We start from the raw sequence: 25,134 nt of genomic DNA, 5'->3' as shown, positions 1-25,134 counted from the left end.
GCTATGAAGAACCGGAGTGTTAAAACGTTTGAAGCCATGGTGTCATGGGTTTCAAGGTGTTTTGTTTCCGGTTGTTTTATCTTCAGTTTTTCGCCGGGCTGTGTGGTTGCCGGTGAATCCCTGCCCGCCGTGAACAGCCCTCTGGTCCCGTTGGCTCAGATTGTTACTGAGTTCAGCCGTGACGCCGGGGAAACTGTCGCATTTGATCCTGCGTTACTGAAAGGGTTAACAGCTACGCCGCCGTCGCGACATACTATCAGTACGCAAGAGCTCTCTGCCTTGCTTCGACCATTTTCCCTTTGTCTGGAGCCAGTGCAAAATGGCCGGATTATCCGCCAGTGCGACTCTCCGCCCAGCGACAATACCGGCAGCTCCGTCGCTACGACCACAGAAAATAACGCCGTAACCCGCACCCATCCTACTGTAGAAATTGAAGTCACCGGATTTCGCCAGTCGTTGATCCGTGCCAGAGAGATTAAGCGTCTTGCAATGGTGACGCAGGAAACGATTTTGTCTGAAGATATCGCGGACTTTCCTGATTTGAACCTTGCTGATGCTTTGCAGCGTATTCCCGGAATCACTATTACCCGTGAGGGTGGAGAGGGGCGGCAAATATCCTTAAGAGGATTGGGACCTGACTTTACCCGTGTAAAGGTGAATGGCATGGAAGCGATGGCCATGACGTCTTCTGCCATGGATGCCCGGGGAAGCGTAAGCCGGACCCGTGCCTTTGATTTTACACTTTTTGCATCAGAGCTTTTCAACCGTATCGATGTGAGTAAGTCTTACTCGGTTGAGCAGGACGAAGGCGGTATCGGCGGCACGGTGATGTTGCATACGCCGAAACCATTCGATTTTGCAGACAGCATCAATACTGTTGCTTATAAGCAAAGCTACAACGGAAACAGCAAGGAATCTGACCCCGGCATTCTTGGCTTATTCAGCCGCCGGAATGACACATTTGGTGGACTTATTTCCGTTGCTTACAGCCAGCGGCATACCACTGAATTTGGCACCAATACAACGCGATGGCGGCAGGAGAAAAAAAGCTATAGCGGAGAGACGGACAGTGAATTACAGCAAGCACTGGAGCAGGGGGAATTCTGGTTCCCCAGAGGACACCGTTATTCGCTCTGGAATAATAATCAACGCAGAATGGGTGTGACGACATCCTTGCAATACGCGCCGGACGATAACTGGCAACTGACGTTGAATGGCATGGCCAGCCGGTTACACAATTCCCTCGATGAACATCATATTGCGGTGAAGGACAACGACGACGTGAGTGTTGTGGTATGGGAGCAGAACCGGACTGACAAGGAAGTATTATTCGCCAAATACACCGACGCAACATGGCGGATAGAAACCCGCGAAGATGAAAACACATCGACATTCTATCAGCTAAGCCTGGACAGTGAATGGCAGGTATCACCAGCACTTCGTGTCGATTTTCTTGTGGGTACCAGTGCCAGTGATTACTCGCAACCTAAAGTAAACAAAGTCAATATTCGCAAAACGGGTGTTGATATTGTTACAGATTTTCGCGAAGACCGCTTTTACGGCGAGAGCTATTCTACCAACATGGATACGGCATCGCTAAGCGGTTTAACGGTAAAAGATCTCTATTTTCAGGAAAATGCCATGCGCTCGTCATTTCATAACGCCAAAACATCGTTGCGTTATTTGCTGGAAAGTGGCGATGCGCTGTCGGCGGGTATTCAGGTTAAATCATTTAAAAATACCGGCGTTGACCGCGCCCGTAGCGTATACCCTGCACAAGGTGATGAGCAGATATCTGCCGCACAGTTGTCGCTGTTTAATAAGCACCCGGATAAAGCGTGGGTACAGGGAGATTTGGCGGCTATTCAATCTTACTATGGTTTGGCAGATATCAAGCTGACGGACGACGACATTGTTGAAAGTACTGACTTTGATGTGAAAGAAGATACCTACGCGTTATATGGCATGTACGACAGCACCGGAAGCTGGCTTGGAAAACCGTTCTACACGCAAAGCGGAGTCCGGTATTTTTCAACCCGTTTTTCTACCTCAGGCCTGCAAAAAGGTGAGCCCGCGACCGTTTCGAAAACTTACGACGATATACTTTTCAGTATGAACGCCGTTCTGGAATTAAGCGACGGCTGGCTTTGGCGCGCCAGTGTGGATGAAAACATCACGCGTCCTTCCATCCACGATGTAGCGATTACTGCCGAAGTCTCTCAGGCATCCAGAAATGAGGGTGATATTGGCCGGATTTTTATTGGCAATCCTTATTTGAAGCCACTGAAGTCAGTGAATGCTGAAACGGGCATTGAGTGGTATTTTGATGAAGGGGGCATACTGGCGATTTCCGGCTTTTTCAAAAAAATAGACAACTTCGTGGTTGAGGAAGTTAAAGCTATGCCATACCGGGCGCTCGGTCTGCCGGCGAGTTTGTTGCAGGAAGGAGACAGCGAAGATGATATCTTTTATGTCAGTACGCCTCAAAATACCGATACCACTACGTTTAAGGGTTTCGAATTAGCATATTCCCGCGATTTGACCTTTCTGCCATCTCCCCTTGATAGTCTGGGCGTTAACGCAAACTTTACCTACGCTGAAGGCAAAACACTGTACAGGAACGTGCAGGGAACTGGCGGGAATCAGGTTAAAACCTTTGCCGGTTTATCAAGGCGTAGCTACAACTTCACCCTTTATTACGATCAGCAACACTGGTCTGCCCGTGTGTCGGCAGCTTACCGCAGCCCCTATATTTTATCCGTTCAGCCCGGAAACACCGATCAGGATGAATCCGGCTACCATGCGACTACTTACATTGATGCCTCAGCCAGTATTCAGTTGTCCGGGTCATTGAAAATGACCATTGAAGGGTTAAATCTGACTAACGTAAGAGAAGAACTGTATAGTGATTCGAACGACCGGGCCTACAATACCACAACGAGTGGACGGACATTTCTGGTAGGGATTACTGCGGAGCTATAGCTTCTTGTGCTGAAAACTAACGCCCTCCAATCAGGAGAGCGCTGCTATATGCTTATGAAACGCGTCTTTTTCCACAATCGCGCCGGGGTAGCTGATGACTGTGGCGGCGACTTTTGCGCCGAAGCTGGCGGAGTCGGTCACATCTTTACCAGACAGACGTGCTGACAGGTAGCCGCCATTAAACGCATCACCGGCTGCGGTGGTATCGACAACGCTCTCTACACGCTCTACCGGTACGATGCAATGGCTGTCCTGTTCGTAGATGTGCACGCCAACAGCGCCGTTCTTCACGATGATCTCTTTAACGCCGAGGTCAGCAACATGCTGGTGGATAGCATCCACGTCAGTGTGGCCATATAACGCCAGATGATCATCACCGCCCGGAAAAGCGATATCTGAATGAGAATAGGCTTTATCTGTCCATAACTGAGCATGTTCAGGGCTTGGCCAGAGGCGGGGGCGATAATTAGGGTCAAAGACCACCTTGCCGCCTTTCGCACGAAAACCATCAATTAAATCGAACAGCTTCAGGCGCTGTACTTCATCCAGAATGGCTAGCGAAATGCCGCTGAAATAAAACACATCCGCGTTGCTTAAATCCCCGCGCATGAGGTTCAGTGTTTGGGTAGCCGCTGAGTTTGCCCGCCAGTAGGCGAAAGTACGTTCGCCGTGCTTATCCGTGCGCACCATGTACAGGCCGAGATTACGGTCTTCGCTGCGGTATACCTGGTCGGTATTGATTTCCTCGTCGCCCATTTTAAACAACAGCTCATCACTTAAGAAGTCCGCGCCGATAGCGGTTAAGTAGCTTACTGAAATATCACGGGCGCAGCGCTTCAGGTACACAGCGGTGTTGTAGGTGTCGCCGGCGTAACCCTTAGAAAGTGTGTCGGCACCACGGTTAACCAGCTCAACCATGCACTCGCCGAAAATGACAATACGGCTCATGGTCGTAACCCTTCAAATGCCTCCAGTGCCTGCTTGCAGGTGTCTGTGATGCCTTGCCAGTTTTCTGCTTTTACCATCTCAGACGGGATCATCCACGACCCGCCTACGGCAAATACATTTTTCAGGCTCAGATAGTCGTTCAGATTACTGCCGGAAATACCGCCGGTGGGGCAGAACGAGATATTCTGAAAGATGCCGCCCAGTGCTTTTAACATTGGCGCGCCACCGCTTAAGTGGGCCGGAAAGAATTTGAGTTCAGTAAGGCCGTATTCGCTGGCCATCAGAATGTCTGCAGGATTACTGGTGCCTGGAATAAACGGCACGCCTGAACTCATTAGTCCGTCTAGTAAACGGGGGCTGACGGTGGGCGTCACCAGAAACTGGCTGCCGGCATCTACCGCTTCTTTTGCGTGCTCAGGACTGAGCACAGTACCCATGCCTACAACCATATCCGGAAATGCTTCACGGATAGCAGTCACAGAAGCCGCCGCTGCGTCTGTACGGCGCACCACTTCCAGGTTTTTAAGTCCGCTGGCTTCCACTGCTTTTGCAATATTCAGGGCTTGTTCTACCGAATCTGCCTGCAAAATTGGCAAAATCGGAGCGCCTTTCACAATGTGTTTAATGCCTTTCATTATAGCTCTCCCAGGCATGCAGCCATTGTTTCAGGTGTAATGTTGCTGAGTTTTTCAACCTGACCGTGCACAGTGTCACGGAATGCCTGGTTGTCAGACAATTCAGCAAAAACATCACGTTCATTCAGTACTGCATCCGTCAGTGCTTTCGTATCGCCGCTGTGTTTTTCAGCCAGCGACAATAAACGCTCAGCCATCGGGTCGGTAATGGTTTCACCCGCCGCCTGACGCTTAGCGATAAACAGAATCCACGCAGCAACAGGCACGCTCAGCAGGTTAAAGCTAGCTTTGGCTTTAATGCGGTCACGTACGGTATTCAGAATGCGGAAAGGCAGCTTTTGTGAGCCGTCCCAGGCAATCTGCGCCAGTAAATGACGGATATGTTTGTTGTGATAGCGGTTCAGAATGTCACCGGCGTAGGCTGATAAATCCATTTTGTCACCTGCATCAATAGTCGGCAGGATTTCTTCTTTCACCAGGCGGCGGATGAAAGCTTCCATATCGGGCTTGCTGATGGCTTCAAATACCGTGTCGATACCACATAATGTACCGGTGTAGGCCAGCGTGGAGTGGGTGCCGTTAAGCACACGCAGTTTGGCTTTTTCAAACAGATGCACATCGTCGGTGAAGGTCACGCCGACTTTGTCCCAGGCAGGGCGGGGACCGCTGAATTTATCTTCCACAACCCACTGGGTGAAGGCTTCACGCTGAATCGGCCATTCGTCGGTCACACCCAGTGCCACAGCCGTCTGGCTCACCAGCGCCTCGTCGGTAGCCGGCGTAATGCTGTCTACCATGGTGTTAGGGAAACAAATATTCTTGCTGATCCACGCTGCCAGTTCGCTGTCGAGTAATTGTGCGAATACCACAACGGCCGCGCCCAGTTTGCTGCCGTTATCAGACAGGTTGTCGCAACTGACGATGGTGATTTCGCTGGCACCGCTATCCTTGCGTACTTTAAGGGCAGCAACCAGTAATCCGATAGCCGATACCGGCTCTTCCGGAAAATCTTTATCGTGCAGGATGTCCGGGTGGGCGGCATCAAGTTTGCCCTGATTGTCCAGGCAATAGCCTTTCTCAGTAATGGTCAGCGTAACGATGTGTGTGGTGGGCGCGGTCAGCGACGCCATAATGGCATCACGGTCTTCACCTAACACGTACACGTTATTCATTGCGCCGATGATCTGAGTGTACGGCTGGTTATCCAATACAACCAGTGAATACAGATTATCCTGGCCGGACAGCTTTTCTTTCAAGCTTTTACTGCGCATAGACACGCCGTCAATACGCCAGTTTCCGCCGTGGGCCATTGCCAGATCGGTATACACCGCCTGGTGGGCGCGGTGAAATGCGCCCGGGCCAATATGCACAATGCCGCTGGTGGTGGCATTCACATCGTATTGAGGCTGTTTTACCTCTGACGGCAAGTCCGCCAGCGTAGAGAAATTCAGACGTGCCATGCGGTTACCCCAGTTTGTAAGCGTTTTTCGCCAGATTATAAGACAGCTGCTGCGCCAGTTCGGCGGCTTCCCAGTCGGCAACGCGGTGTTCAACCACCAGTTGCGCCAGGAAACGGCAGTCGATACGACGGGCCACATCGTGACGGGCCGGAATAGACAGGAACGCGCGGGTATCGTCATTAAAACCAACGGTGTTATAGAAACCGGCAGTTTCAGTAACGTTGTGACGGAAACGCAGCATGCCTTCCGGGCTGTCGTGGAACCACCACGCCGGACCCAGTTTCAGGCACGGATAGTGACCGGCCAGCGGTGCAAGTTCGCGGGCATACACGGTTTCATCCAGGGTAAACAGGATGATATTCAGATTCGCTTCGTTACCGTACTTGTTCAGCAATGGCTTCAGTGCGTTAACGTAGTCAGTCTGCATAGGAATATCGTGGCCTTTATCGCGGCCGAATTTCTTAAACAGGCTTTCGTTATGGTTACGGAATGATCCCGGGTGGATTTGCATCACCATGCCATCTTCCACACTCATGCCGGCCAGTTCGGTAAGCATCTGTGCACGGAACAGTTCCTGCTCGGCGGCTGAGGAATCCCCTGACAGCACTTTCGCAAACAGGCTTTCGCATTCAGCGGCAGATAAGTCTGCGGTGGCGGCAGTCGGGTGGCCGTGGTCTGTAGCGGTAGCACCGTGTTCACGGAATACCTGACGGCGCTGACGCAATGCGGCCAGATAGCCCTGCCAGCTGGTGGTGTCTTCACCGGTGATATCACCCAGTTTAGCGATGTTATCTACGAAATCTTCGCGGGAAGCATCTACCACGTCGTCAGGACGGAAGGTGGTAATAACGCGCTTGTCCCAGCCGGTGCCTTTAATCGCGCCGTGATGAGTCAGCGGATCCAGTGCGCCTTCAGTGGTGGCAATTAACTCAATGTTAAAGCGGTCCATCAGTGCACGGGGCTTGTATTCAGGTTTCGCCAGCTCTTTGGTGATGAACTCGTAGTAGTCCATGGCGTTGTCTGAGCACAGCATGTCGGTAAGGCCGAACACGTTTTTAAATACAGTGTCGAGCCACATGCGCGACGGTGTACCCGGAAACAGGTAGTAGTGGTCAGCGAACAGCTGCCAGATTTTACGCGGGTCTGCTTCAGACTCACCGCCATCCCAGCGGCGGATGCCTAACTGCTCAAGGGTGATACCCTGAGAATACAACATACGAAACACGTAGTGATCAGGCAGAATAAACAGTTCGGTAGCATTCCCGAAGTTTTCGTCGTAGGCAAACCAGCGCGGATCAGTATGTCCATGAGGGCTGATAATAGGCAGGTCCCTGACAGACTGATACAACTCACGGGCGATGCCGCGGGTCTTTTCATCAACCGGAAAAAGCCTGTCTTCATGAAGTAAAATCGGTTTCATAACATTCTCTTTTTTAAAGGGTTACGCCTCGTTTCCAAATAGCAATTTCATGACTGCCATTCTTCTCATTACAGGTCAGTTGTCCTGACGCTGTAGTGAGACAAAGTTGGTACAACTGTGCTGCGCAGTCGTCAATACTGACACCTTGCAGCACTTGTCCCGCATTGAAGTCAATCCAGTGTGGTTTTTGTTCTGCTATTCTGGAATTTGACGATATTTTTATTGTGGGTACAGGGAACCCGAGCGGTGTACCGCGCCCGGTGGTGAATAAAACAATATGAGCGCCACTGGCGGCCAGGGCCGTTGAGCTGACAGCGTCGTTACCCGGCGCCTGCAGCAGTGACAAACCTTTCTGGTGAACAGGTTCACCGTATTTCAGTACGCCGCCGACAGCCGCCTGACCGCCTTTCTGCACCGCACCGAGGGATTTTTCTTCCAGTGTCGTTAAACCGCCGGCTTTGTTACCCGGGGACGGGTTTTCGTATACAGGCTGGTTATGGTCGAGGAAGTATTGTTTGAATTCGTTGACCAGTGAAACAATGTCGTTGAACACGGGCTCAGACACGGCGCGGTCCATCAGCAACTGTTCTGCACCGAACATCTCTGGGGTTTCTGTTTGCAGTACAGTACCGCCGATGCCGGTTAAAATGTCGGTCATGCGGCCAACCAGCGGGTTAGCGGTAATACCGCTGAACGCATCACTACCGCCGCATTTAACGCCCAGAACCAGTTCTGAGGCGGGGATCAGTTCCCGTTTGTCGGCACCCACCGGTTTCAGCATTTCGTAAACCAGACGGATACCTTCTTCAATTTCGTCACCTACCTGCTGTGAATTGTAATAACGCAGGCGGTCTTCAGGTTTATCTACCAGCTCCAGCATGGCTGAAAGCTGGTTGTTCTCGCAGCCAAGACCAACGATTAAAACAGCACCGGCATTAGGGTGAGAAGCCAGTGCTGCCAGAATTGCGCGGGTATCTGTTAAATCGTCGCCCAGCTGCGAGCAACCAAAGGGGTGAGTAAAAGCGCGGAATCCGTCACACTCGTTGGCAAAACGGCGCTCACACTCTGAAGCAATGCGCTCTGCAGTGCGGTTTACGCAGCCAACGGTATTGATAATCCATATTTCGTTGCGGATCCCAACCTTGCCATTTTCTCTGCGATAGCCCATGAACGTGCCATCTGTGGCATTGCTCCCGGTAGCACTTTTCTTCAGGTCTTTCCACGTGTATGCTTCCTGACCGCTGAGATTGGTTTTCAGGTTGTGGCTGTGAATATGGGCACCGGCGGCAACATCTTCTGTTAAATGACCAATGGGAAAGCCATATTTAACAATGTTTTCACCGGCCTTCATGGCCTTCAGGGCAACCTTATGTCCCGCGGGGATAGCATCAGCCAGGGTAAGCCCAAGATCATTGTTTTGGATACCCGCCTCTAAGTCCATTGTTGCTACGGCAACATTGTCCTGCGGATGAACCTGAATCAATTGGGTTTGGTCTTGCATACTTACACTCCTGCTGGCGAAAGGCACCGTTAATTCTGTTAAGACAATGGGAACAGTTTCTTAACATGAATGCCACCGGTGGCATTGTAGGTCAGAATAAACAGCGGATCAATCTTCATCAGTGAAATTCTTTTACTTTTCTGCTTTGCGGGTGGACTCACGAATGATCAGGTGAGGTTTCACCAGATAACTTTCCATGTCGTCCGTCGGTTTGTTTTCGATCATCGCAATAATTTTCTTCGCAGCCAGTGATGCCATGGCCGTTACCGGGCGCTTCACTGTGGTCAGTGACGGGATAACTCTGGCTGCCAGCAAGTTATCATCGAATCCGGCAATAGAAAGTTCTTCCGGCACGCGAATACCCATTTCATGAGCGACTTTCAGTACGCCGGCGGCCATTTCGTCGTTGTTGGCAAAAATGACTGCAGGGCGGGATGACTGAATAAGCAGACTGCGGGCACATTCGATACCGCTTTCATAACTGTTTTTACCTTCGATAACGCGGTTATCGGGTAAATCGATGCCCAGCTCGCGCAGGGTATCGAGGAAACCTTCAAGACGTTCAATGGAAGAGTAGTAAGCCTGCGGACCACTGATGATGGCAATGTCGCGGTGTCCCAGAGACACCAGATAGCGGGCGAGATCGCTGATGGCAGCACGGTCGTCAGACACCACAATGTTCGCGTGGTCGTCTAAATCCACTGACGCCATACGTACATAATTGATAGCCTGATCGCGCAGGGCGGCAGCCAGTTCTTTGGCTTCAGACACCGGCGGCAGGATCACCACGCCGTCGATATTCGAGCGTTTGACGAACTTTATACAGTTGTCGATGAAATCCGGTGAGTTGTAGTGGCAGGGATGAACAACCAGTTCATAGCCTTTTTCTGAACAGACGTTCAGAACGCCCCGTTGCACCTGGTCGATATACAGGGCATCCGGGTTATCGTAAATCATACCGAGCAGAAATGAGCGGGAGGCAGCGAGGCCACGGGCCTGCTTATCCGGAGAAAAGCCTAACTCATCAATGACTTTCTGGATTTTTTCCCGGGTGGCCGCACCCACGTTGGTGGCGCCGTTGATCACGCGGGAAACCGTACGTTTAGACACCCCTGAAAGGCGGGCTACATCATTGATAGTCGGACGTTTATCCATGTTTTTCACTTATTATTATTAGCGTTAACGCTGCTCGTTTTATTTAATCATTGTTGCTCTTTGCACCTCTGACACCTGCTGTTCCCCCTGTAGGGTATCCTGCGGAACGGTCAGGTCGGGTAAGTTTAGCCTTTTACACTGCGGATTCACAATCTTAATACGTACAAGCCCTACCAGTGGCAGGGCTTGTTAATGCGCATATCAGAACCCCAGTGCTGCGGGCAGTGCTTCTGAGAACCACGCCACATAGGTGACTAACATCAGCACCACAAACATCGCGGCATAAAGTGGCAACAATGGCCGGATTATATTTTCCAGTTTGGTTTTTGCGATGGCACAGGTGATAAACAGTACTGCACCTACCGGCGGTGAACACAAACCAATAGACAAATTAAGCACAATCATAATGCCGAACTGCAACGGGGACATACCCAGCTGCATGGCAACCGGCAGAAAGATTGGCGTAAAAATAAGAACGGCCGGTGTCATATCCAAAAATGCACCCACCACAATCAACAACAGGTTGATAAGCAGTAAGATGACAATAGGGTTGTCACTGAGTTCCAGTAATGCGGCGCTGAGCGTTTGCGGAATATTCTCAAACGACAGTAACCATGACATCGCCGTAGATGCTGCAATCAGCAACATAACAATAGCGGTGGTCTCTGCAGACTTAAGCAGAATGCCGGGCAGTTCTCTGGTTTTTACCTCGCCGTAAACACCCACAGACAGAATGAGTGAATACACCACAGCAATGGCGCCGGCTTCTGTTGCGGTAAATACGCCGCCGACGATACCGCCGATCACCAGCACGATAAGAAACAGACTTGGAATAGCGGCCAGTAGTTTTTCGGCGACCACTTTCATGGGTAAGCGGTCTGACAGCGGGTAGCCTTTTATTTTTGCCCAGATGTAGCACACCACCATGAGTGCCAGACCCACCATGATGCCCGGAATGTAGCCCGCCATGAACAGTGCTGCAATAGATACACCGCCACTGGCAATAGCATAAACAATCAGGATATTACTTGGCGGGATAAGCATGCCGGTCGTTGCAGCCGCCGCTGTAACCGCCGCTGAAAAATTAGGGTCATAGCCTTTTTTCTTCATTTCCGGCAGCATGAAACTGCCGATAGCTGAACAGGCTGCAACCGCAGAGCCTGAGATGGCACCAAACAGCATGCAGGACACCACGTTCACCAGTGCGAGACCCCCCGGCAGCGCACCGATAAGTGCCATGGCACATTCAATCAGCCGTTTAGCAATACCACCGCGCCCCATGATCAGACCTGACATTACGAAAAAAGGTATTGCAAGCAGCGCGAAGCTGTCCAGTCCGCCGGCCATACGCTGTGCGATGGTGGTGACCGCAGGTTCAAACTCGATACTCATGAGCATGGCAACCAGCGTCGCCAGGCCTATACTCATCGAAACCGGTACATTAATAAGTAAAAAGAAAAAGAAGCCAACGATGAGGATTATTGCAGTCATTTCCATTACAGCGGCTCCTGTGACTCGTCTATCCAGAGGTTATAAATATTGATGAAGCTGTAGAACACCATGATGACACCGGAAACCGGCAGAACGGTGTAAATCCAGCCCATTTTTACGCCAAGTGCTGCGGAAATCTGATTGAGATCCAGTGTCAGGCTGACCAGTGCGTTACCGCCGACAATAAGTACCAGCACACAAAAGGTAACAACCAGCAGTTCAACGAGGGTCATAATGAGTCTGCGCACAGTTTCTGACTGACGGTTTACGATGAGATTAAAGCCCAGATGGACTTTCTGTCGGTATGCGTAAGCAGAACCTAAAATGCCAATCCAGATAAGCAGGAAGCGGGATAGCTCTTCAGTTACCGAAGCGGGATCTTTCAGCAGGTAGCGGGAAATAACCTGCCACACCACCACCAGAAGGATAGCGGCCATGGCAGCAATCAGCGACGCTGCAAGACTCTTATCAATTAACTTTACTAACTGTCGCATGATTACATCGCCTTAATTTTATCTAGCAGATTACCCACTTCAGAGCCGGCATAGCTGTCGTGGAAAGGTTTTACTGCATCCACAAAGGGTTGCTTGTCGGGATAAATCACTTCCACACCATCAGCAATCACTTTTTCCAGAGACTCTTCTGTAGACGCCTGCCACAATTTACGCTGATACACCACGGAGTCGGCCATGGCCTGATTGAGCCAGCCCTGCTGCTGAGGTGTAAGATTGTTCCAGGTACGCAGCGACATCAGCATGACGTCAGGTACAGAGGTGTGCTCATCCAGCGAATAGTAACGGGCGATTTCGTAGTGGCGGGACAGGTAATAGCTGGGCGGATTGTTTTCCGCACCGTCAACAACACCCTGCTGCAAAGCTGTGTACAGTTCGCCCCAGGAGACCGGTGTGGCTGCTCCGCCCAGCGCACGTACGGTTTTCACCGCTGTAGGGCTGTTCAGTACACGGATCTTTAATCCTTTTAGATCTTCCGGCGTGCGGATAGGGCGGTCAGTAGTATAGAAGCTGCGGCTGCCGGCGTCGTAGTAACCCAGGCCCTTCAGCTTGAACGCTTCCACACCAGAGAGCAAATCTTTGCCCACGTTACTGTTAAGCACGTTCCAGTAGTGCTCATTGTCACGGAACACATAGGGAATACTAAAAATCTGCATTTCCGGCGCAAAGCCTTCCAGCGGACTGGCAGACACTTTGGTCATGTCCAGCGAACCGATTTGCAGCAGCTCAATCATTTCCCGTTCGGTGCCTAACTGGCTGCCGGGATAAATCGCTACCTGCATGGTGCCGCCGGAATATTCGTCCAGGCGTTCACCTAAAAATACCATGGCTTTGTGCACAGAATGCTGGGGATCCAGAGAATGCCCCAATCTGAGTACCACCACGTCACTGTCCTGCTTACTGCCACAGCCGGCAATCAGGCTTGTGATGAATACAAGCAGCAGTACCGGTACAACTTTACGGCGCAACATACTTACCTCAATACTTATCTGAGCTGGTCTGGCGGGAACTTGTCCATATCGTCATAGTCGAGGTTTTCCCCGGCCATGCCCCAGATGAACGCATAGTTCGCAGTACCCACACCGCAGTGAATTGACCAGGGCGGTGACAGCACTGCCTGCTCATTGGAAACAAAAATATGACGGGTTTCCTGTGGCTCACCCATAAAGTGGCAGACTGCCTGTCCGTCGGCTAAGTCGAAGTAGAAGTACACTTCGTTACGACGGTCGTGCTGGTGGGCCGGCATGGTATTCCACACACTGCCTGGTGCCAGACGGGTTAACCCCATTTGTAACTGACAGGTATCAACCACGGTGTTGATAAGCAACTGATTAATATCACGTTCGTTACTGGTTTCCTGACTGCCAAGATGCAGCACATTGGCATCGCCTTTACCCACTTTTTTGCATGGGTAAACATGGTGCGCCGGTGCTGAATTCAGGTAAAACTTCGCCGGATTAGCCGCATCGTCTGAAGCAAACACAACGGATTCGTTATCTTTACCGATATACAGAGCTTCTTCTTTTTCCAGTGTGTAGGTGGTGTCGCCTACAGTGACTGTCCCGGTGCCGCCGATGTTAATAACACCCACTTCACGACGGGCGGTGAAGTAACTCATTTTCAGCTGGTCATCCAGCGTTTCCAGTTTCAGTGGCGCAGAAGTTGGTACTGCGCTGCCCACCATGAAACGCTCATAGTGGCTGTAGACCCAGTAGATTTTGCCGTGCTGCATGAGTTTGTCAGCCAGAAAGGTTTCACGCAGTTCATTGGTGTCGTAAGACTTAACTTCCCGTTGTCCTACGGCGTAACGGATTTCGTGTTCAGTAGTCATGGTGCCTGTCTCTTGTAGGGTTTGTGAGGATCAGCGGGCAAGGAAGCCGCCGTCGACGGCTAACACATGGCCGTTCACGTAATTGCTTGCATCACTGGCCAGAAACACCAGTGCGCCTTTTAAGTCTTCCGTCTCGCCCCAGCGTCCGGCCGGGATCCTTGAAATAATTTCCTTGCTGCGGCCTGCATCGTCCTGCAGAGCCTGCGTGTTGTCGGTACGGATATAGCCGGGTGCAATAGCGTTCACCTGAACGTTGTGCTTGCCCCATTCATTAGCCAGAGCTTTAGTTAAGCCGGCAATGGCATGCTTGCTGGCAGTGTAGGCAGGCACTGTGATGCCGCCGCTGTAACTGAGCATAGATGCGGTATTAATGATTTTGCCGTAACCCTGTTCAATCATGTTGCGGCCAATTTGCTGGCTAAGCAGAAACGCTGAGTCTGTATTTACGCGCAACACGTTCTGCCATTCCTCCAGCGGGAAATCCACGGCCGGGCTGCGGAAAATTGTACCGCCGTTATTCACCAGAATATCGATACCTCCCCAAACAGCCTGTGCGTCATCAGCCAGCTTCTGAACCGCTGCCATGTCTGACAGATCGGCATGCAGGGCGGTAACTTCCACGTTGCTGACGGCGCGGATTTTGGCGAGGGTTTCTTCACATCCGCCTTCACGGGAACTGGCGCAAATAACACTGGCGCCGGATTCGGCCAGAGCGACGGCCATGGCTTGTCCGATACCGCGGCTGGCACCGGTGACCAGCGCACGTTTTCCCGTCAAACTGAAGTTAGGCATGACATTTCCTTTTTGCGTAAAAACGATGAATTTTGCGGGTGTTGTAAATGAACCGGAAACGCATTTTCCGGATAAGCGATGAAACACCACACACAGTTTACAATGTTAACAACATTTAAAATAATTGCCACCGGTGGCAATTGTCAATATATTAGTGCAAAGTATTTCCCCGAATAACGACCTCTAAACGACGAAATCACGGAGCGCAATATGAAGAAATCAACCCTGCCACTGAGTATCATTCTGGCGTTATCCGCTGCCGCATGCAGCCCTGATAAAAACCCGTCTTCTAGTCAGGAAAGTCAGGAAAAACAATCATCTGCAGAATCTGTTGTGAGTAGGGTCAGCGTGAGTAATCCGGCCAGCGGCGCAGCGCTTCCGCAACTTCTGCGTTTTCCGGCAAGCGCTTTTGATGACGACAATGCAGTGACAAAAAAAGTGACAAACTTTCCTTCTGAGTGGACAAAAGATCAGCAGGGAAATGATGTTCTTAACGTTTTAGTCACATTGGATGCCGGTGAAAAAGCCACAATTGCTCTGTCAGATTCAGCCCCGGATGCACCGGATGTTGCTTACACTGAATTGTCGGTTCGTCAGGGCGGTGAATGGGATGGTAAAGAGTACAAAGCAGACGGTTTCAGCTTTGAGAATGTGGATTCTTTTACTGCGCCTCCGCAACTGACTGATCATTCATACTATTTACGTTATGAAGGACCGGGCTGGGAAAATGACCTGGTGGGGTACCGCTTATATCTGGACTGGCGTAACGGCACGGATATCTTCGTGAAAACCGGTAATGAACCCGTGCTGCATCAGGTAGGTCAGGATGGTTACGACAGCTATCATGACCTGTCTGACTGGGGCGGCGACGTGCTGAAAGTGGGTAAAGCGCTGGGTCTTGGCTCTTTTGGCCGTATGGAAGGCGACACGGTAATGCATATGCAGAACGTGGACGAGATGTCCTGGGCACTGGGCCATGACGACAAGCTGTCTGCCGGGTTCACTGTTAATTACAATGGCTGGGATGTGAATGGTAAGAAGCTCGATGCCAGTGCAGATTACGAAATTCACGCCGGTGACCCGTCAACCACGGTAACCGTGTCGTTAAGTGAGACAGCAGATGACCTGGTAACTGGCATTGTTAAGCATGACAACACTCAGTACATCGAACTGGAAATGAACGGCTGGGGCGTCATTGCCACTTACGGTAAGCAAAGCTTGCTGGGCGAAGATGACGAGCTGGGCATGGCACTGTTCTACAAAGTGGACGATATTTCCCGCAAATTTGAAGCGGAATATGACTATTTGATTCAGTTCAAACCGGCAACAACCATGGAATATCAGTTCATGGCAGTATGGCCTTCTCACCCTGACAGCCCGGATGACGAAAGCGGTTTTACAGAACTGCTCAAAACCAAACTCAAAGCACTGGCAAGCCCTGTAACAGCGGGGTAGGTTGATCCGGGAAGCAAGCCGGACGCATGAGCTGGAAAACCTTGATGCGTTTCAAACACGCTGTGAACCCATCCATGGGAGCTCCACAGCAGCATCCCTGCGGCTGAGGGTTTGAAACGCATTCAAAGCTTCCCTTTTGCCCGGGCTGCTTAACGGCCGAATGCATTCAGCCAGTCTGTCCATACGGGGTCGAGTCCGCGTACGGTGAGGCTGTTTGCGACTTCGTTGGCTGAGCGGGTGTCTTCGGTTGAGAATTGCTCCAGTGCTGTTGTGGGAGCGCTGTATCCACCAGGTTGAGTTTGCGATGCGGCAGACAATTGATTAATGGCCAATGGTACGACGTTGTCGCGAAATGTCGGGGATTCCCTTGTGGAAAGGCTTAATTCCACTTCCGGAAAACACAGCCGGTAAGCGCAAATCAGTTGTATGAGCTGCTTATCTGATACCTGGCTTTTCTGTGAAATCTGGTCACCGGCGCAGGGCTTGATGCGGGGGAATGCAACGGAGTAGCGGCTTTTCCAGTAACGCTGTTGTAACAGGCTGAGATGTAATGCGGTAAATGCGCTGTCCGTCCGCCATTCGGATAGCCCGAGCAACGCACCCAGACCGATTTTGTTCATACCAGCTTCGCCAAGCCTGTCCGGTGTTGCTAACCGCCAGTCGAAATCCTGCTTTCTGCCCCGCAGGTGATACTCTGCATAGTGAGCGCGATGATAGGTTTCCTGATAAACCAGCACACTGTCAGTTCCGGCTGCTGCAAGGGCACGGTACTCATCTGTGGAAAGCGGTTGCACCTCCATGGCAACATGACTGAAGTGAGCCTTTACTAACTTAACTGCCTGCAGGAAGTAATCCATGCCTGCTTTTGTTTCGTGCTCGCCGGTCACCAGCAAAACAGAATCAAAACCCATTTTCTTGATGGCATAAACTTCCTCTGATATTTCAGCCATGGTCAGTTTCGTGCGCTTAATTTTATTGCTCATGGTGAAGCCGCAATAGGTGCATTCGTTGGCGCACAGGTTTGACAGATACAAGGGCACAAACAAAGACACGGTATGGCCGAAACGCTGGCGGGTGAGGGTCTGTGCTTTAACAGCCATATCCGGCAGAAATGCTTCTGCAGCAGGGGATATCAGCGCAAGAAAATCCTGCCAATGCCGGGCGGGGCCTTGCAGTGCTAACATCACATCTGCCGCGCTTTTGCTGTAAAGTGCCAACCTGACATCGTCCCAGTCTGTGCGGGACAGCTCTTCTGCCACCGTCATGACAAACCTGCCAGAAACTGTGTGAACGGGCTGGTGGCAGAAGCCCGGGAGTTGACCGGTGCGGTACCGGCCAGCCAGGCCTCGCGGCCGGCTTCCACGGCTTTTGCAAACGCACTGGCCATGGCAACCGGTTGGGCAGAGGCAGAAATGGCGGTATTTACCAGTACTGCATCAGCACCCATTTCCATGGCTTCGCAGGCATGAGAGGGAGCGCCGATCCCGGCATCAACCACCACCGGGATTCCGGCCTGTTCAATGATGATATGCAGGAACTCGCGGGTTTGCAGGCCTTTATTGGAACCGATAGGTGCGCCAAGTGGCATCACTGCTGCGCATCCGGCTTCTTCTAAGCGCTTGCACAAAATAGGATCCGCATGACAATAAGGCAGCACGTTAAAGCCTTCTTTACACAACACTTCAGCGGCTTTGAGTGTTTCCACCGGGTCTGGCAGCAAAAAACGCTGATCGGGATGAATTTCCAGTTTCAGCCAGCTGGTACCTAACAGCTCTCTGGCCAGACGGGCCGCATAAACCGCTTCTTCCGCTGTCGCCGCACCGGAAGTGTTCGGCAGTAATGTAACCGGCAGCGAACGTAGAACGCTGAGGGTAGGGTCGGGCACGTCGCCTTTTGAAAGCCGTTTAAGTGCCAGCGTAACAAGCCGGGTCTGGCTGGCGACCAGGGCATCTTTCATGATGTCAGGGTGACTGAATTTCCCTGTACCGGTGAATAATCTGGATGTAAAAGTAGTGCCGGCAATTGTCAGCATCATTAACCTCCCGCTACCAGAGTAAAGAGTTCTACGGCATCGTCAGGTTGCAGCTTATGATGTTGCCACTGGCTGGCCGGAATGATTGTCTGGTTTACCGCTACAGCCACTGACGGGGTTTGCTGCAGATAGTCACTGATCGCATCGGCGAGCAGGCTGCCTTCTGGCAGAGTAAGCTTGTCACCGTTACACAATATGTTCATGGTTTTCCCCCGATATGATTTGAGCATGCCGGACACGCCGGATTTTTATTGATTCTGAAATGCCGCAGGGTGAGGGCGCGGCCGTCGTAGACGTGAAGTTGTCCGAAATCCACAGGCTGAATGCCGCACAGGTAACTGAGTGCAAGGCTGGCCTGGAACTGACCGGCAATGGCAACTACAGGACTGAATATTCCCTGCTCCATGCACGTTTGTGGGTGCTCACTAATCTGTTCCATGCATTCATAACAGGCCGAACCGGATACCGGATTCTGCGCCAGCGCCGTGGCGGAAAAGCCTGCGGCACTGGCGGAAATGAGCGGCAGCTTATGTTCAAGGGACAGTCTATTGACAAATTTTCTGCTGGACACGCTGTCTGTGCAATCCAGCAGTAACGAACAGTACGGCAGGTGAGTGGCAAGTCTGACGGGATCGGCAGGGTCGTCGATACATCTTATCTGACACCTGCCATGCATGGCTGTCAGTCGCGACCGTGCAGCATAGACTTTCTTTTGTCCCGCATCGGCTTCGGTAAACAGCCACTGGCGGGGTAAATTACTGATTTCCACGATGTCATGGTCGATCAGCACAATTTCGCCCACACCGGCAGACACCAGTGCCATGGCTACCTGACAACCCAGTCCTCCGCAGCCGAACAGCATGACTTTTGATTGCATGAGTTGCAGCTGGGCTTCCTCATCAAAATTATCCAGCAGTAAATGACGGCTGTAGCGGGAATACAGTTCAGTGGTCAGCACGGCGGCACCTCCCGCGCAATGCGTTGACGGCGTCTTCCGGGTTATCGCTTTCTGTAATAGCCGTTACGACGGCAATGGCATCTGTGCCTGTGGCAGCCACGGTGTCGATATTACTCAACTTAATACCGCCGATGGCCACAGTAGGAATGCCGTGATATTTGCAAAGTGACACGTAGTCAGCCAACCGCGCCGGCCCTTGTGGTGCAGAGGGCATATCTTTCGTTCTGGTAGGAAAAATATGACCCAGCGCTATGTAAGAAGGCCGGATTTGAATGGCGCGGCACAGCTCTGCATATCCGTGAGTCGAAATGCCCAGCCGCAACCCGGCACGGGCAATGGCACTCAAATCGGCAGTGGCGAGATCTTCCTGCCCGAGATGCACACCATATGCCCCGTGTTCAATAGCCAGTTGCCAGTGGTCGTTGATGAAAAGCTGGGTGTTGTAACCGGCAGCCATAGTTACTGCTTCGCGGATGGTTTCACTCAGCGCTGTACCGGCGGATTTTATCCGCAACTGGATAATCTTAAGATTTAAAGGGAGAAGGCGCTGCAGCCATTCAAGGCTGTCGACCACCGGGTAAAGCCCGGGCGCAGAATCCAGCAAGTCAGGGAAAGAATAGTTATTCTTTGCCGGTATCAAGCCTTCAAAAACTGCCGGGAAGTAGGGAAGCAGTGAGGCGGGAAGCGACGGGGCCTGTTGTTCAACGAGCATCCCACGTTCAGACGGTGGGCGATGAAGGACAGCCGTTTCAGGTAAAACAAGCTCTGCCTGTTGCCAGGCTGCGGCAACCACAGCTGCGGCCAGCGAAACCGCATCTTCGGTAATGTATTGCTCAGCCAATGCACCGGCGATAGCCGATGCAAGCAGGCAACCGGAACCCCTTAAATCAAAAGGCTGCCGTGCTTTGTGCACAAAACGCCGGACGTTTTCTTTGCTGTACAGCACATCACAGATTTCCGCCGCGTTCCCGGAGTCGGGCCGGAGCGATGAGTCTGGTCTGTGACCGCCTTTTACCAGTACCTGATCGCAGCCGGAAGCGATAAGCTGATGGGCTGCTGCCAGCTCATCTTTGGCTTGCCGTAACGTAAAGCCTGTCAGCCAGGCCAGTTCACCATAGTTCGGCGTGATAAGCGTGACGTAGGGCAATAGTCCGGCGATAGCATCAAACGATAATTCACCGAGCTTACTCTTTGATGATGTCTGTAATACAGGGTCCCAAATCACCGGCACTTGGGGATATTCAGACAGCTTTTTAATAAGCAATCGGATCTGTTCATCATTCGCCAGCGCGCCCACTTTTATTACCGCAGGGATCTGCGGCTGAAAAGCGACTTGCAGCTGTGCCGATAATGACGCCGGCGATACCGGAGAAACGTGCAGCACACTGTCATGAGTTTGCGCGCTGACCAGCGAGACCACACTAAGCTGGTGGACAGCAAAACATTGCAGCGCACGCTGGTCCTGCTGTAAACCGGCGGCGCCGGAACTGTCGGTGCCGCCAATGGTTAAAACACGGGGTAACATTATTCGCCCTCAGCAACGGCAGCATCAACGTAGAGAGCGCGGCCGGAGGCAGAAAACTTCTTCGCCATATCGGCCATGCCCTGTTGCTTCGCTTCTTCCGCCTGTGCATGGTCACGGACTTCCTGAGAAATCTTCATGGAGCAGAATTTCGGACCGCACATGGAGCAGAAGTGCGCCACCTTGCTTGAAGCTTGCGGCAGGGTTTCGTCGTGATAGGCGCGGGCGGTAAACGGATCCAGTGCCAGATTAAACTGGTCTTCCCAGCGAAACTCAAAGCGGGCTTTCGACATGGCATTGTCGCGTATTTGTGCGCCGGGGTGACCTTTTGCCAGGTCTGCTGCGTGGGCGGCAATTTTGTAAGTAATCAGGCCCTGCTTCACATCTTCTTTATCCGGCAGGCCAAGATGCTCTTTGGGGGTGACGTAGCAAAGCATGGCACAGCCATACCAGCCAATGAGTGCCGCGCCGATCCCGGATGTGAAATGGTCATACCCCGGGGCGATATCCGTTGTCAGCGGACCGAGGGTGTAAAACGGTGCGCCATGACAATGAGATAACTGCTCATCCATGTTTTCCTTAATCAGATGCATGGGCACGTGGCCAGGACCTTCTATCATCACCTGAACGTCATATTCCCACGCGATAGCTGTGAGTTCGCCTAAGGTGCGCAGTTCGGCAAATTGTGCTTCATCGTTGGCGTCGGCAACAGAACCCGGGCGCAGACCGTCACCCAGTGACAGGCTTACGTCATATTGAGCGCAGATTTCACAGATTTCGCGGAAATGTTCATACAGAAAACTTTCCTGATGATGATACAAACACCATTTCGCCATAATGGCTCCACCACGGGACACGATACCCGTAACGCGCTTAGCGGTTAACGGTACAAAGGGTAAGCGCACGCCGGCATGGATAGTAAAATAATCCACCCCTTGCTCCGCCTGTTCAATCAGGGTGTCACGAAAAACCGGCCAGTCGAGATCTTCAGCGACGCCATTGACCTTTTCCAGCGCCTGATAAATGGGCACTGTGCCAATGGGGACCGGGCTGTTACGCAGTAACCATTCACGGGTTTCGTGAATATTGCGGCCGGTGGATAAATCCATGATGGTGTCAGCGCCCCAGCGTGTGGCCCAGACCAGCTTTTCCACTTCCTCTTCAATGGACGAGGTCACCGCGGAATTACCGATGTTGGCATTCACTTTGACCAGGAAGTTTCGTCCGATAATCATCGGCTCAGCTTCAGGGTGGTTGATGTTGGCCGGAATAATCGCCCGGCCTTCTACGACTTCACGGCGCACGAACTCGCCGGTGATTTCCGGTGGTATGTTTGCGCCGAAGGCTTCTCCTTTGTGCTGCTGGTTCAACAGTTCATTTTTGATCGCAGCGCGACCCATATTTTCGCGGATAGCGATGTATTCCATTTCCGGCGTCACCATGCCCAGGCGGGCATAGTGCAGTTGCGTTACTACCTTGCCGGAAACAGCTTTACGGATGGTATTTTTCGCCTTAAAACGAATGGATTCTGAGGTGATGTCTGCATCCCGCGCCTGCGTATAGGATGATTCAGATGCGGCAATGGCTTGCGTATCGCTTCGTGCGTTAATCCACTCAGCGCGGCAATGCGGAATGCCTCTGGTCACATCGACTTCACAGGCCGGGTCGCCAAATACACCGGAGGCGTCGTATACGGGAATATCCGGATTGATTTCTTCTTCCTGTTCGCTGATGCGGGTAGGAGACTGGGCAATCATCCGCATGGGCACACGAATGGACGGGACAGATCCTTCCTCGTACTGGCGGAAAGAATTAGGAAAAGCTTCACCTTTCAGTGATTGTATAAATGTTTGTGCCTGCTGGCGTTTCTCGCGTCGTGTTGACATAGCATTTGTTCCTTTACGGGTGATAAATGCTTGTCAGGAGTGAGTATACAAGGGCAACACCGGCAAACAGACGGTCGTCTGTTGTGATGGTGGAACGGTGTTGCTGCTTGTTCCCTTCGCAGGTATTAGCCTGATCAGGTTCTACGGATCCCGCAATGCGGTCTCAGCTTGCTTTCATGTGAAAGACGAAGCACTCCGACAAGTTCTGTTTTTACTATAATCATGGATTAGAAAAGAAAACAAGCTTTGTCTTAACGACAGAGTTGGGGCTTTCAACGTTGCAACGCAGAAAGCATCTGGTTCATATCTCCACTTTCTTGTACTCTTCCAACAGATTTTCAGGTCCGGAGCACCGGATTTTGCTGTTCGGTAAAGAACAGGCAAACAGCACTTACTACAGAGACATCCTATGACGTTGTGGGAACTTACTACCAAACAGCAGGCGTTAATCAGCTCGGTTAATTCAGACCTGGCTGAGAATGTGAAAGAGCGGCTTTCTGAAATGGGCATTCAAGTTGGCAGAGATATTCAGTGTGTCAGAAAAGGCCCGCTGGGTGGGCCAATCGTGATGCAACTGGGTGGCAGTGTGTTTGCTATCGAAGAAAATCTCGCCGCACAAATCGAAGTTGAAGTGCGTAACTAACGCTCACTTTTCCGCTGTCGCCAGTAACAGGATACCTCTTTTTCATGCAACGCATTTTAATGGTCGGAAAGCCCAATTCCGGTAAGAGTCTTTTATTCAATCAATTAACCGGTCTGCGACAAAAAGTCGCTAATTATCCCGGTGTTACCGTGGAAGTTAAACGGGGTCAATGTCAGGATTTTGAAGTGGTGGACTTGCCCGGCACTTATACGCTTCGTGGCCTGAGCCGTGATGAAGAAATCGCAATTAAAGAAATCACCACATCTGTAGAACGTGACGATACTTCTCTGGTGGTTTGTGTACTTGATGCCACCCGTTTAGAGCGCAGTTTAGTGCTGGGTCTGCAGGTGCAGAAACTGGCAAAGGCCAACAATAAAGCTGTACTCTTTGCCCTCAACTTCATCGACGAAGTCAGCAGGATCGGCGAAGATATCGATACAGAGGCGCTGAGTAAAGATTTGGGCAGTCCGGTAATGGCACTGTCGGCAAGAACCCTGGACGGGTTACACGAATTTAAGCAGACCATGCTGTCTGTTGCCAGAGCGCCGTCAGGTCATGTCCCGACGACATCCCTGGCAGAAGGGGAGTCCGCGGTAAACCAGAGTCAGGCACTGGCTTCAAAGTACGGCCTGCAACTGGATGTTGTGCTGAAAAATCAGAACAGCTTCGACCGCTTCCTGTTAAACAGCTGGACCGGCTCTCTGGTATTCCTCGGCGTCATGTTCGTACTTTTCCAGAGTATTTTTACCCTCGCAGCCCCCCTGATGGACGGCGTGGAAACGCTGATCGGCAGCGTTGCTGAAGGTGTCAGTGCCATTACGCCAGAAGGTATTGTTACCGACTTTTTTAACGACGCCATATTCGGCGGCTTAGGCTCTTTCCTGGTGTTCGTACCGCAAATTATGGTACTGACCTTCATTATCGGCTTGCTGGAAGACAGCGGTTATCTTGCCCGCGCGGCGCTGATGTGTCACCGCCCGTTGAGCGCAGTGGGTTTATCAGGCAGAAGTTTTATTCCTTATCTTTCGGGTCATGCCTGCGCCATTCCTGCCATCATGGCGGCCCGTACTATCGAGTCGCCGCACAAGCGTCTTATCACCATGCTGACCATCCCGCTGATGTCCTGTTCAGCCCGTTTGCCGGTTTATGCCTTGCTGGTTGCGGTACTGGTGCCGGAAGACGGTACTTTCCTGGGCATTTTTGGTCTGCAGGGGGCTGCCTTCTTCGGCCTGTATTTCTTCGGTATTATTACGGCCCTGATTGTCAGCCAGTTTCTGTCGCGCTTCTTACCGGGAGATCTGGAAGAGTCAGACATGCCGTTCATTCTTGAATTACCCACGTACCGCTTACCCCACTGGAAGCCGCTGACTTTCCGCGTTATCGACAGCGGGTTGCAGTTTGTCCGCCGTGCAGCACCGATTATATTCGTGGTGTCGGTGGGGATCTGGATTTTGGGTTATTTCCCAATGGGTTCTACTCTTGAAAACAGCTGGCTCGGGCAAATCGGCCATGTTATCCAGCCTGTATTCGAGCCGATGGGTCTGGACTGGCGTTACGGCGTGGCAATACTGATGTCGTTTCTCGCCCGTGAAGTATTCGTCGGTGCGCTGGGTACATTGTTCGGTATGGATGACGCTGAAGACAATGTGAATGGTCTGGCCGAACGTATTCAGGCTGACGGACTGACAACCGGCGCCGGCCTTGGCCTGGTGCTGTTCTACGTTGTGGCGCTGCAATGTGTGGCAACCGTTGCCATGCTGAAAGGTGAAACCGGCAGTAATAAGCTCGCATGGGGCCTGTACGTCGGATACGGTATCCTGGCCTATGTTATCGCCGTACTGGTGAATATGTTGTACTGATAACGGGTAAACAGCACGTTATTAAGTGTGCTAACCAAAGAGCGGGGAACTT

General features: G+C 51.8%; 21 protein-coding genes and 1 riboswitch. Of the genes, 4 read left to right on the top strand and 17 right to left on the bottom strand.

Translation table 11 applies throughout. The features are described from left to right. The first annotated feature begins 3 nt into the window (after positions 1-3). The gene (locus ACXAGR_RS07435; protein WP_474849042.1) at positions 4-2,982 is read left to right on the top strand and encodes a TonB-dependent receptor; all 2,979 of its coding nucleotides are present in this window, start codon (positions 4-6) and stop codon (positions 2,980-2,982) included. Between the two features lie 30 nt (positions 2,983-3,012). Here ACXAGR_RS07435 and ACXAGR_RS07430 read toward each other — a convergent pair whose 3' ends face one another. From ACXAGR_RS07430 to ACXAGR_RS07380, 11 genes are all read right to left on the bottom strand, one after another. Continuing rightward, on the bottom strand, positions 3,013-3,930 hold the full coding sequence (locus ACXAGR_RS07430) for a sugar kinase (RefSeq protein WP_474843747.1): 918 nt from the start codon (positions 3,928-3,930) through the stop codon (positions 3,013-3,015). Further along, positions 3,927-4,565, bottom strand: coding sequence for a bifunctional 4-hydroxy-2-oxoglutarate aldolase/2-dehydro-3-deoxy-phosphogluconate aldolase (gene eda, locus ACXAGR_RS07425; RefSeq protein ID WP_474849040.1), 639 nt, complete (start codon positions 4,563-4,565; stop codon positions 3,927-3,929). The genes ACXAGR_RS07430 and eda overlap by 4 nt, the downstream gene beginning before the upstream one ends. Next, the gene (locus ACXAGR_RS07420) at positions 4,565-6,025 is read right to left on the bottom strand and encodes a mannitol dehydrogenase family protein (protein WP_474849038.1); all 1,461 of its coding nucleotides are present in this window, start codon (positions 6,023-6,025) and stop codon (positions 4,565-4,567) included. The genes eda and ACXAGR_RS07420 overlap by 1 nt, the downstream gene beginning before the upstream one ends. Before the next feature lie 4 nt (positions 6,026-6,029). Continuing rightward, positions 6,030-7,445, bottom strand: a complete 1,416-nt coding sequence (gene uxaC, locus ACXAGR_RS07415; RefSeq protein ID WP_119499738.1) for a glucuronate isomerase — start codon at positions 7,443-7,445, stop codon at positions 6,030-6,032. A gap of 13 nt (positions 7,446-7,458) precedes the next feature. Next, positions 7,459-8,946: a UxaA family hydrolase gene (locus tag ACXAGR_RS07410; protein ID WP_474843739.1), complete on the bottom strand. Its 1,488-nt coding sequence runs from the start codon at positions 8,944-8,946 to the stop codon at positions 7,459-7,461. A gap of 132 nt (positions 8,947-9,078) precedes the next feature. Then, positions 9,079-10,101 carry a LacI family DNA-binding transcriptional regulator gene (locus ACXAGR_RS07405; RefSeq protein ID WP_474843737.1) on the bottom strand — a complete coding sequence of 341 codons (1,023 nt, stop codon included), beginning with the start codon at positions 10,099-10,101 and terminating at the stop codon, positions 9,079-9,081. A gap of 201 nt (positions 10,102-10,302) precedes the next feature. After that, complete coding sequence (locus tag ACXAGR_RS07400; RefSeq protein WP_474849036.1) at positions 10,303-11,598, bottom strand: TRAP transporter large permease; 1,296 nt, start codon at positions 11,596-11,598, stop codon at positions 10,303-10,305. Beyond that, complete coding sequence (locus ACXAGR_RS07395; protein ID WP_474849034.1) at positions 11,598-12,086, bottom strand: TRAP transporter small permease; 489 nt, start codon at positions 12,084-12,086, stop codon at positions 11,598-11,600. Before ACXAGR_RS07395 ends, ACXAGR_RS07400 begins: the two co-directional genes overlap by 1 nt. Before the next feature lie 2 nt (positions 12,087-12,088). Next, on the bottom strand, positions 12,089-13,075 hold the full coding sequence (locus ACXAGR_RS07390) for a TRAP transporter substrate-binding protein (protein WP_474849032.1): 987 nt from the start codon (positions 13,073-13,075) through the stop codon (positions 12,089-12,091). Between the two features lie 14 nt (positions 13,076-13,089). Continuing rightward, a complete protein-coding gene (gene kduI, locus ACXAGR_RS07385) occupies positions 13,090-13,935 on the bottom strand; it encodes a 5-dehydro-4-deoxy-D-glucuronate isomerase (RefSeq protein ID WP_474849030.1) in 846 nt (281 codons plus the stop codon). A gap of 30 nt (positions 13,936-13,965) precedes the next feature. Continuing rightward, positions 13,966-14,727, bottom strand: coding sequence for an SDR family oxidoreductase (locus tag ACXAGR_RS07380; RefSeq protein ID WP_303573512.1), 762 nt, complete (start codon positions 14,725-14,727; stop codon positions 13,966-13,968). 210 nt (positions 14,728-14,937) lie between these two features. Here ACXAGR_RS07380 and ACXAGR_RS07375 point away from each other — a divergent pair, with 210 nt between their 5' ends. Continuing rightward, the gene (locus ACXAGR_RS07375; RefSeq protein ID WP_474849028.1) at positions 14,938-16,182 is read left to right on the top strand and encodes a DUF4861 family protein; all 1,245 of its coding nucleotides are present in this window, start codon (positions 14,938-14,940) and stop codon (positions 16,180-16,182) included. 149 nt (positions 16,183-16,331) lie between these two features. On the opposite strand, the gene thiH is transcribed toward ACXAGR_RS07375, so the two are convergent. From thiH to thiC, 6 genes are read right to left on the bottom strand one after another with little or no spacing between them, the layout of a single operon-like run. Then, positions 16,332-17,447, bottom strand: coding sequence for a 2-iminoacetate synthase ThiH (gene thiH, locus ACXAGR_RS07370; RefSeq protein ID WP_474849026.1), 1,116 nt, complete (start codon positions 17,445-17,447; stop codon positions 16,332-16,334). Then, the gene (locus ACXAGR_RS07365) at positions 17,444-18,214 is read right to left on the bottom strand and encodes a thiazole synthase (RefSeq protein ID WP_474849487.1); all 771 of its coding nucleotides are present in this window, start codon (positions 18,212-18,214) and stop codon (positions 17,444-17,446) included. The genes thiH and ACXAGR_RS07365 overlap by 4 nt, the downstream gene beginning before the upstream one ends. A 2-nt stretch (positions 18,215-18,216) precedes the next feature. Next, positions 18,217-18,417 carry a sulfur carrier protein ThiS gene (thiS, locus tag ACXAGR_RS07360; RefSeq protein WP_474843724.1) on the bottom strand — a complete coding sequence of 67 codons (201 nt, stop codon included), beginning with the start codon at positions 18,415-18,417 and terminating at the stop codon, positions 18,217-18,219. Further along, positions 18,414-19,172: a HesA/MoeB/ThiF family protein gene (locus ACXAGR_RS07355; RefSeq protein ID WP_474849024.1), complete on the bottom strand. Its 759-nt coding sequence runs from the start codon at positions 19,170-19,172 to the stop codon at positions 18,414-18,416. The genes thiS and ACXAGR_RS07355 overlap by 4 nt, the downstream gene beginning before the upstream one ends. Next, positions 19,159-20,697, bottom strand: coding sequence for a thiamine phosphate synthase (gene thiE / locus ACXAGR_RS07350; RefSeq protein ID WP_474849022.1), 1,539 nt, complete (start codon positions 20,695-20,697; stop codon positions 19,159-19,161). Before thiE ends, ACXAGR_RS07355 begins: the two co-directional genes overlap by 14 nt. Next, positions 20,697-22,580 carry a phosphomethylpyrimidine synthase ThiC gene (gene thiC / locus ACXAGR_RS07345; protein ID WP_474849020.1) on the bottom strand — a complete coding sequence of 628 codons (1,884 nt, stop codon included), beginning with the start codon at positions 22,578-22,580 and terminating at the stop codon, positions 20,697-20,699. The genes thiE and thiC overlap by 1 nt, the downstream gene beginning before the upstream one ends. 94 nt (positions 22,581-22,674) lie before the next feature. Continuing rightward, positions 22,675-22,788: riboswitch (TPP riboswitch) on the bottom strand. A gap of 201 nt (positions 22,789-22,989) precedes the next feature. On the opposite strand from thiC, the gene ACXAGR_RS07340 reads away from it, so the two are divergent. Together ACXAGR_RS07340 and feoB are read left to right on the top strand one after the other, a co-directional pair. Further along, entirely contained in the window at positions 22,990-23,223 is a 234-nt protein-coding gene (locus ACXAGR_RS07340) for a FeoA family protein (RefSeq protein ID WP_474843716.1), read from the top strand. Between the two features lie 44 nt (positions 23,224-23,267). Then, entirely contained in the window at positions 23,268-25,082 is a 1,815-nt protein-coding gene (gene feoB, locus ACXAGR_RS07335) for a ferrous iron transporter B (RefSeq protein WP_474849018.1), read from the top strand. Positions 25,083-25,134 lie beyond the last annotated feature (52 nt).

It is taken from the genome of Alteromonas sp. ABH4_457 (genome assembly GCF_056160625.1).
This window is presented reverse-complemented; position numbering and strand designations above follow the sequence as displayed.

Excerpts from the sequence above, each read along its gene's own strand:
- ACXAGR_RS07435 (WP_474849042.1), top strand. The coding sequence starts at position 4 with ATGAAGAACCGGAGTGTTAAAACGTTTGAAGCCATGGTGTCATGGGTT.
- ACXAGR_RS07430 (WP_474843747.1), bottom strand. The coding sequence starts at position 3,930 with ATGAGCCGTATTGTCATTTTCGGCGAGTGCATGGTTGAGCTGGTTAAC.
- eda (WP_474849040.1), bottom strand. The coding sequence starts at position 4,565 with ATGAAAGGCATTAAACACATTGTGAAAGGCGCTCCGATTTTGCCAATT.
- ACXAGR_RS07420 (WP_474849038.1), bottom strand. The coding sequence starts at position 6,025 with ATGGCACGTCTGAATTTCTCTACGCTGGCGGACTTGCCGTCAGAGGTA.
- uxaC (WP_119499738.1), bottom strand. The coding sequence starts at position 7,445 with ATGAAACCGATTTTACTTCATGAAGACAGGCTTTTTCCGGTTGATGAA.
- ACXAGR_RS07410 (WP_474843739.1), bottom strand. The coding sequence starts at position 8,946 with ATGCAAGACCAAACCCAATTGATTCAGGTTCATCCGCAGGACAATGTT.
- ACXAGR_RS07405 (WP_474843737.1), bottom strand. The coding sequence starts at position 10,101 with ATGGATAAACGTCCGACTATCAATGATGTAGCCCGCCTTTCAGGGGTG.
- ACXAGR_RS07400 (WP_474849036.1), bottom strand. The coding sequence starts at position 11,598 with ATGGAAATGACTGCAATAATCCTCATCGTTGGCTTCTTTTTCTTTTTA.
- ACXAGR_RS07395 (WP_474849034.1), bottom strand. The coding sequence starts at position 12,086 with ATGCGACAGTTAGTAAAGTTAATTGATAAGAGTCTTGCAGCGTCGCTG.
- ACXAGR_RS07390 (WP_474849032.1), bottom strand. The coding sequence starts at position 13,075 with ATGTTGCGCCGTAAAGTTGTACCGGTACTGCTGCTTGTATTCATCACA.
- kduI (WP_474849030.1), bottom strand. The coding sequence starts at position 13,935 with ATGACTACTGAACACGAAATCCGTTACGCCGTAGGACAACGGGAAGTT.
- ACXAGR_RS07380 (WP_303573512.1), bottom strand. The coding sequence starts at position 14,727 with ATGCCTAACTTCAGTTTGACGGGAAAACGTGCGCTGGTCACCGGTGCC.
- ACXAGR_RS07375 (WP_474849028.1), top strand. The coding sequence starts at position 14,938 with ATGAAGAAATCAACCCTGCCACTGAGTATCATTCTGGCGTTATCCGCT.
- thiH (WP_474849026.1), bottom strand. The coding sequence starts at position 17,447 with ATGACGGTGGCAGAAGAGCTGTCCCGCACAGACTGGGACGATGTCAGG.
- ACXAGR_RS07365 (WP_474849487.1), bottom strand. The coding sequence starts at position 18,214 with ATGCTGACAATTGCCGGCACTACTTTTACATCCAGATTATTCACCGGT.
- thiS (WP_474843724.1), bottom strand. The coding sequence starts at position 18,417 with ATGAACATATTGTGTAACGGTGACAAGCTTACTCTGCCAGAAGGCAGC.
- thiE (WP_474849022.1), bottom strand. The coding sequence starts at position 20,697 with ATGTTACCCCGTGTTTTAACCATTGGCGGCACCGACAGTTCCGGCGCC.
- thiC (WP_474849020.1), bottom strand. The coding sequence starts at position 22,580 with ATGTCAACACGACGCGAGAAACGCCAGCAGGCACAAACATTTATACAA.
- ACXAGR_RS07340 (WP_474843716.1), top strand. The coding sequence starts at position 22,990 with ATGACGTTGTGGGAACTTACTACCAAACAGCAGGCGTTAATCAGCTCG.
- feoB (WP_474849018.1), top strand. The coding sequence starts at position 23,268 with ATGCAACGCATTTTAATGGTCGGAAAGCCCAATTCCGGTAAGAGTCTT.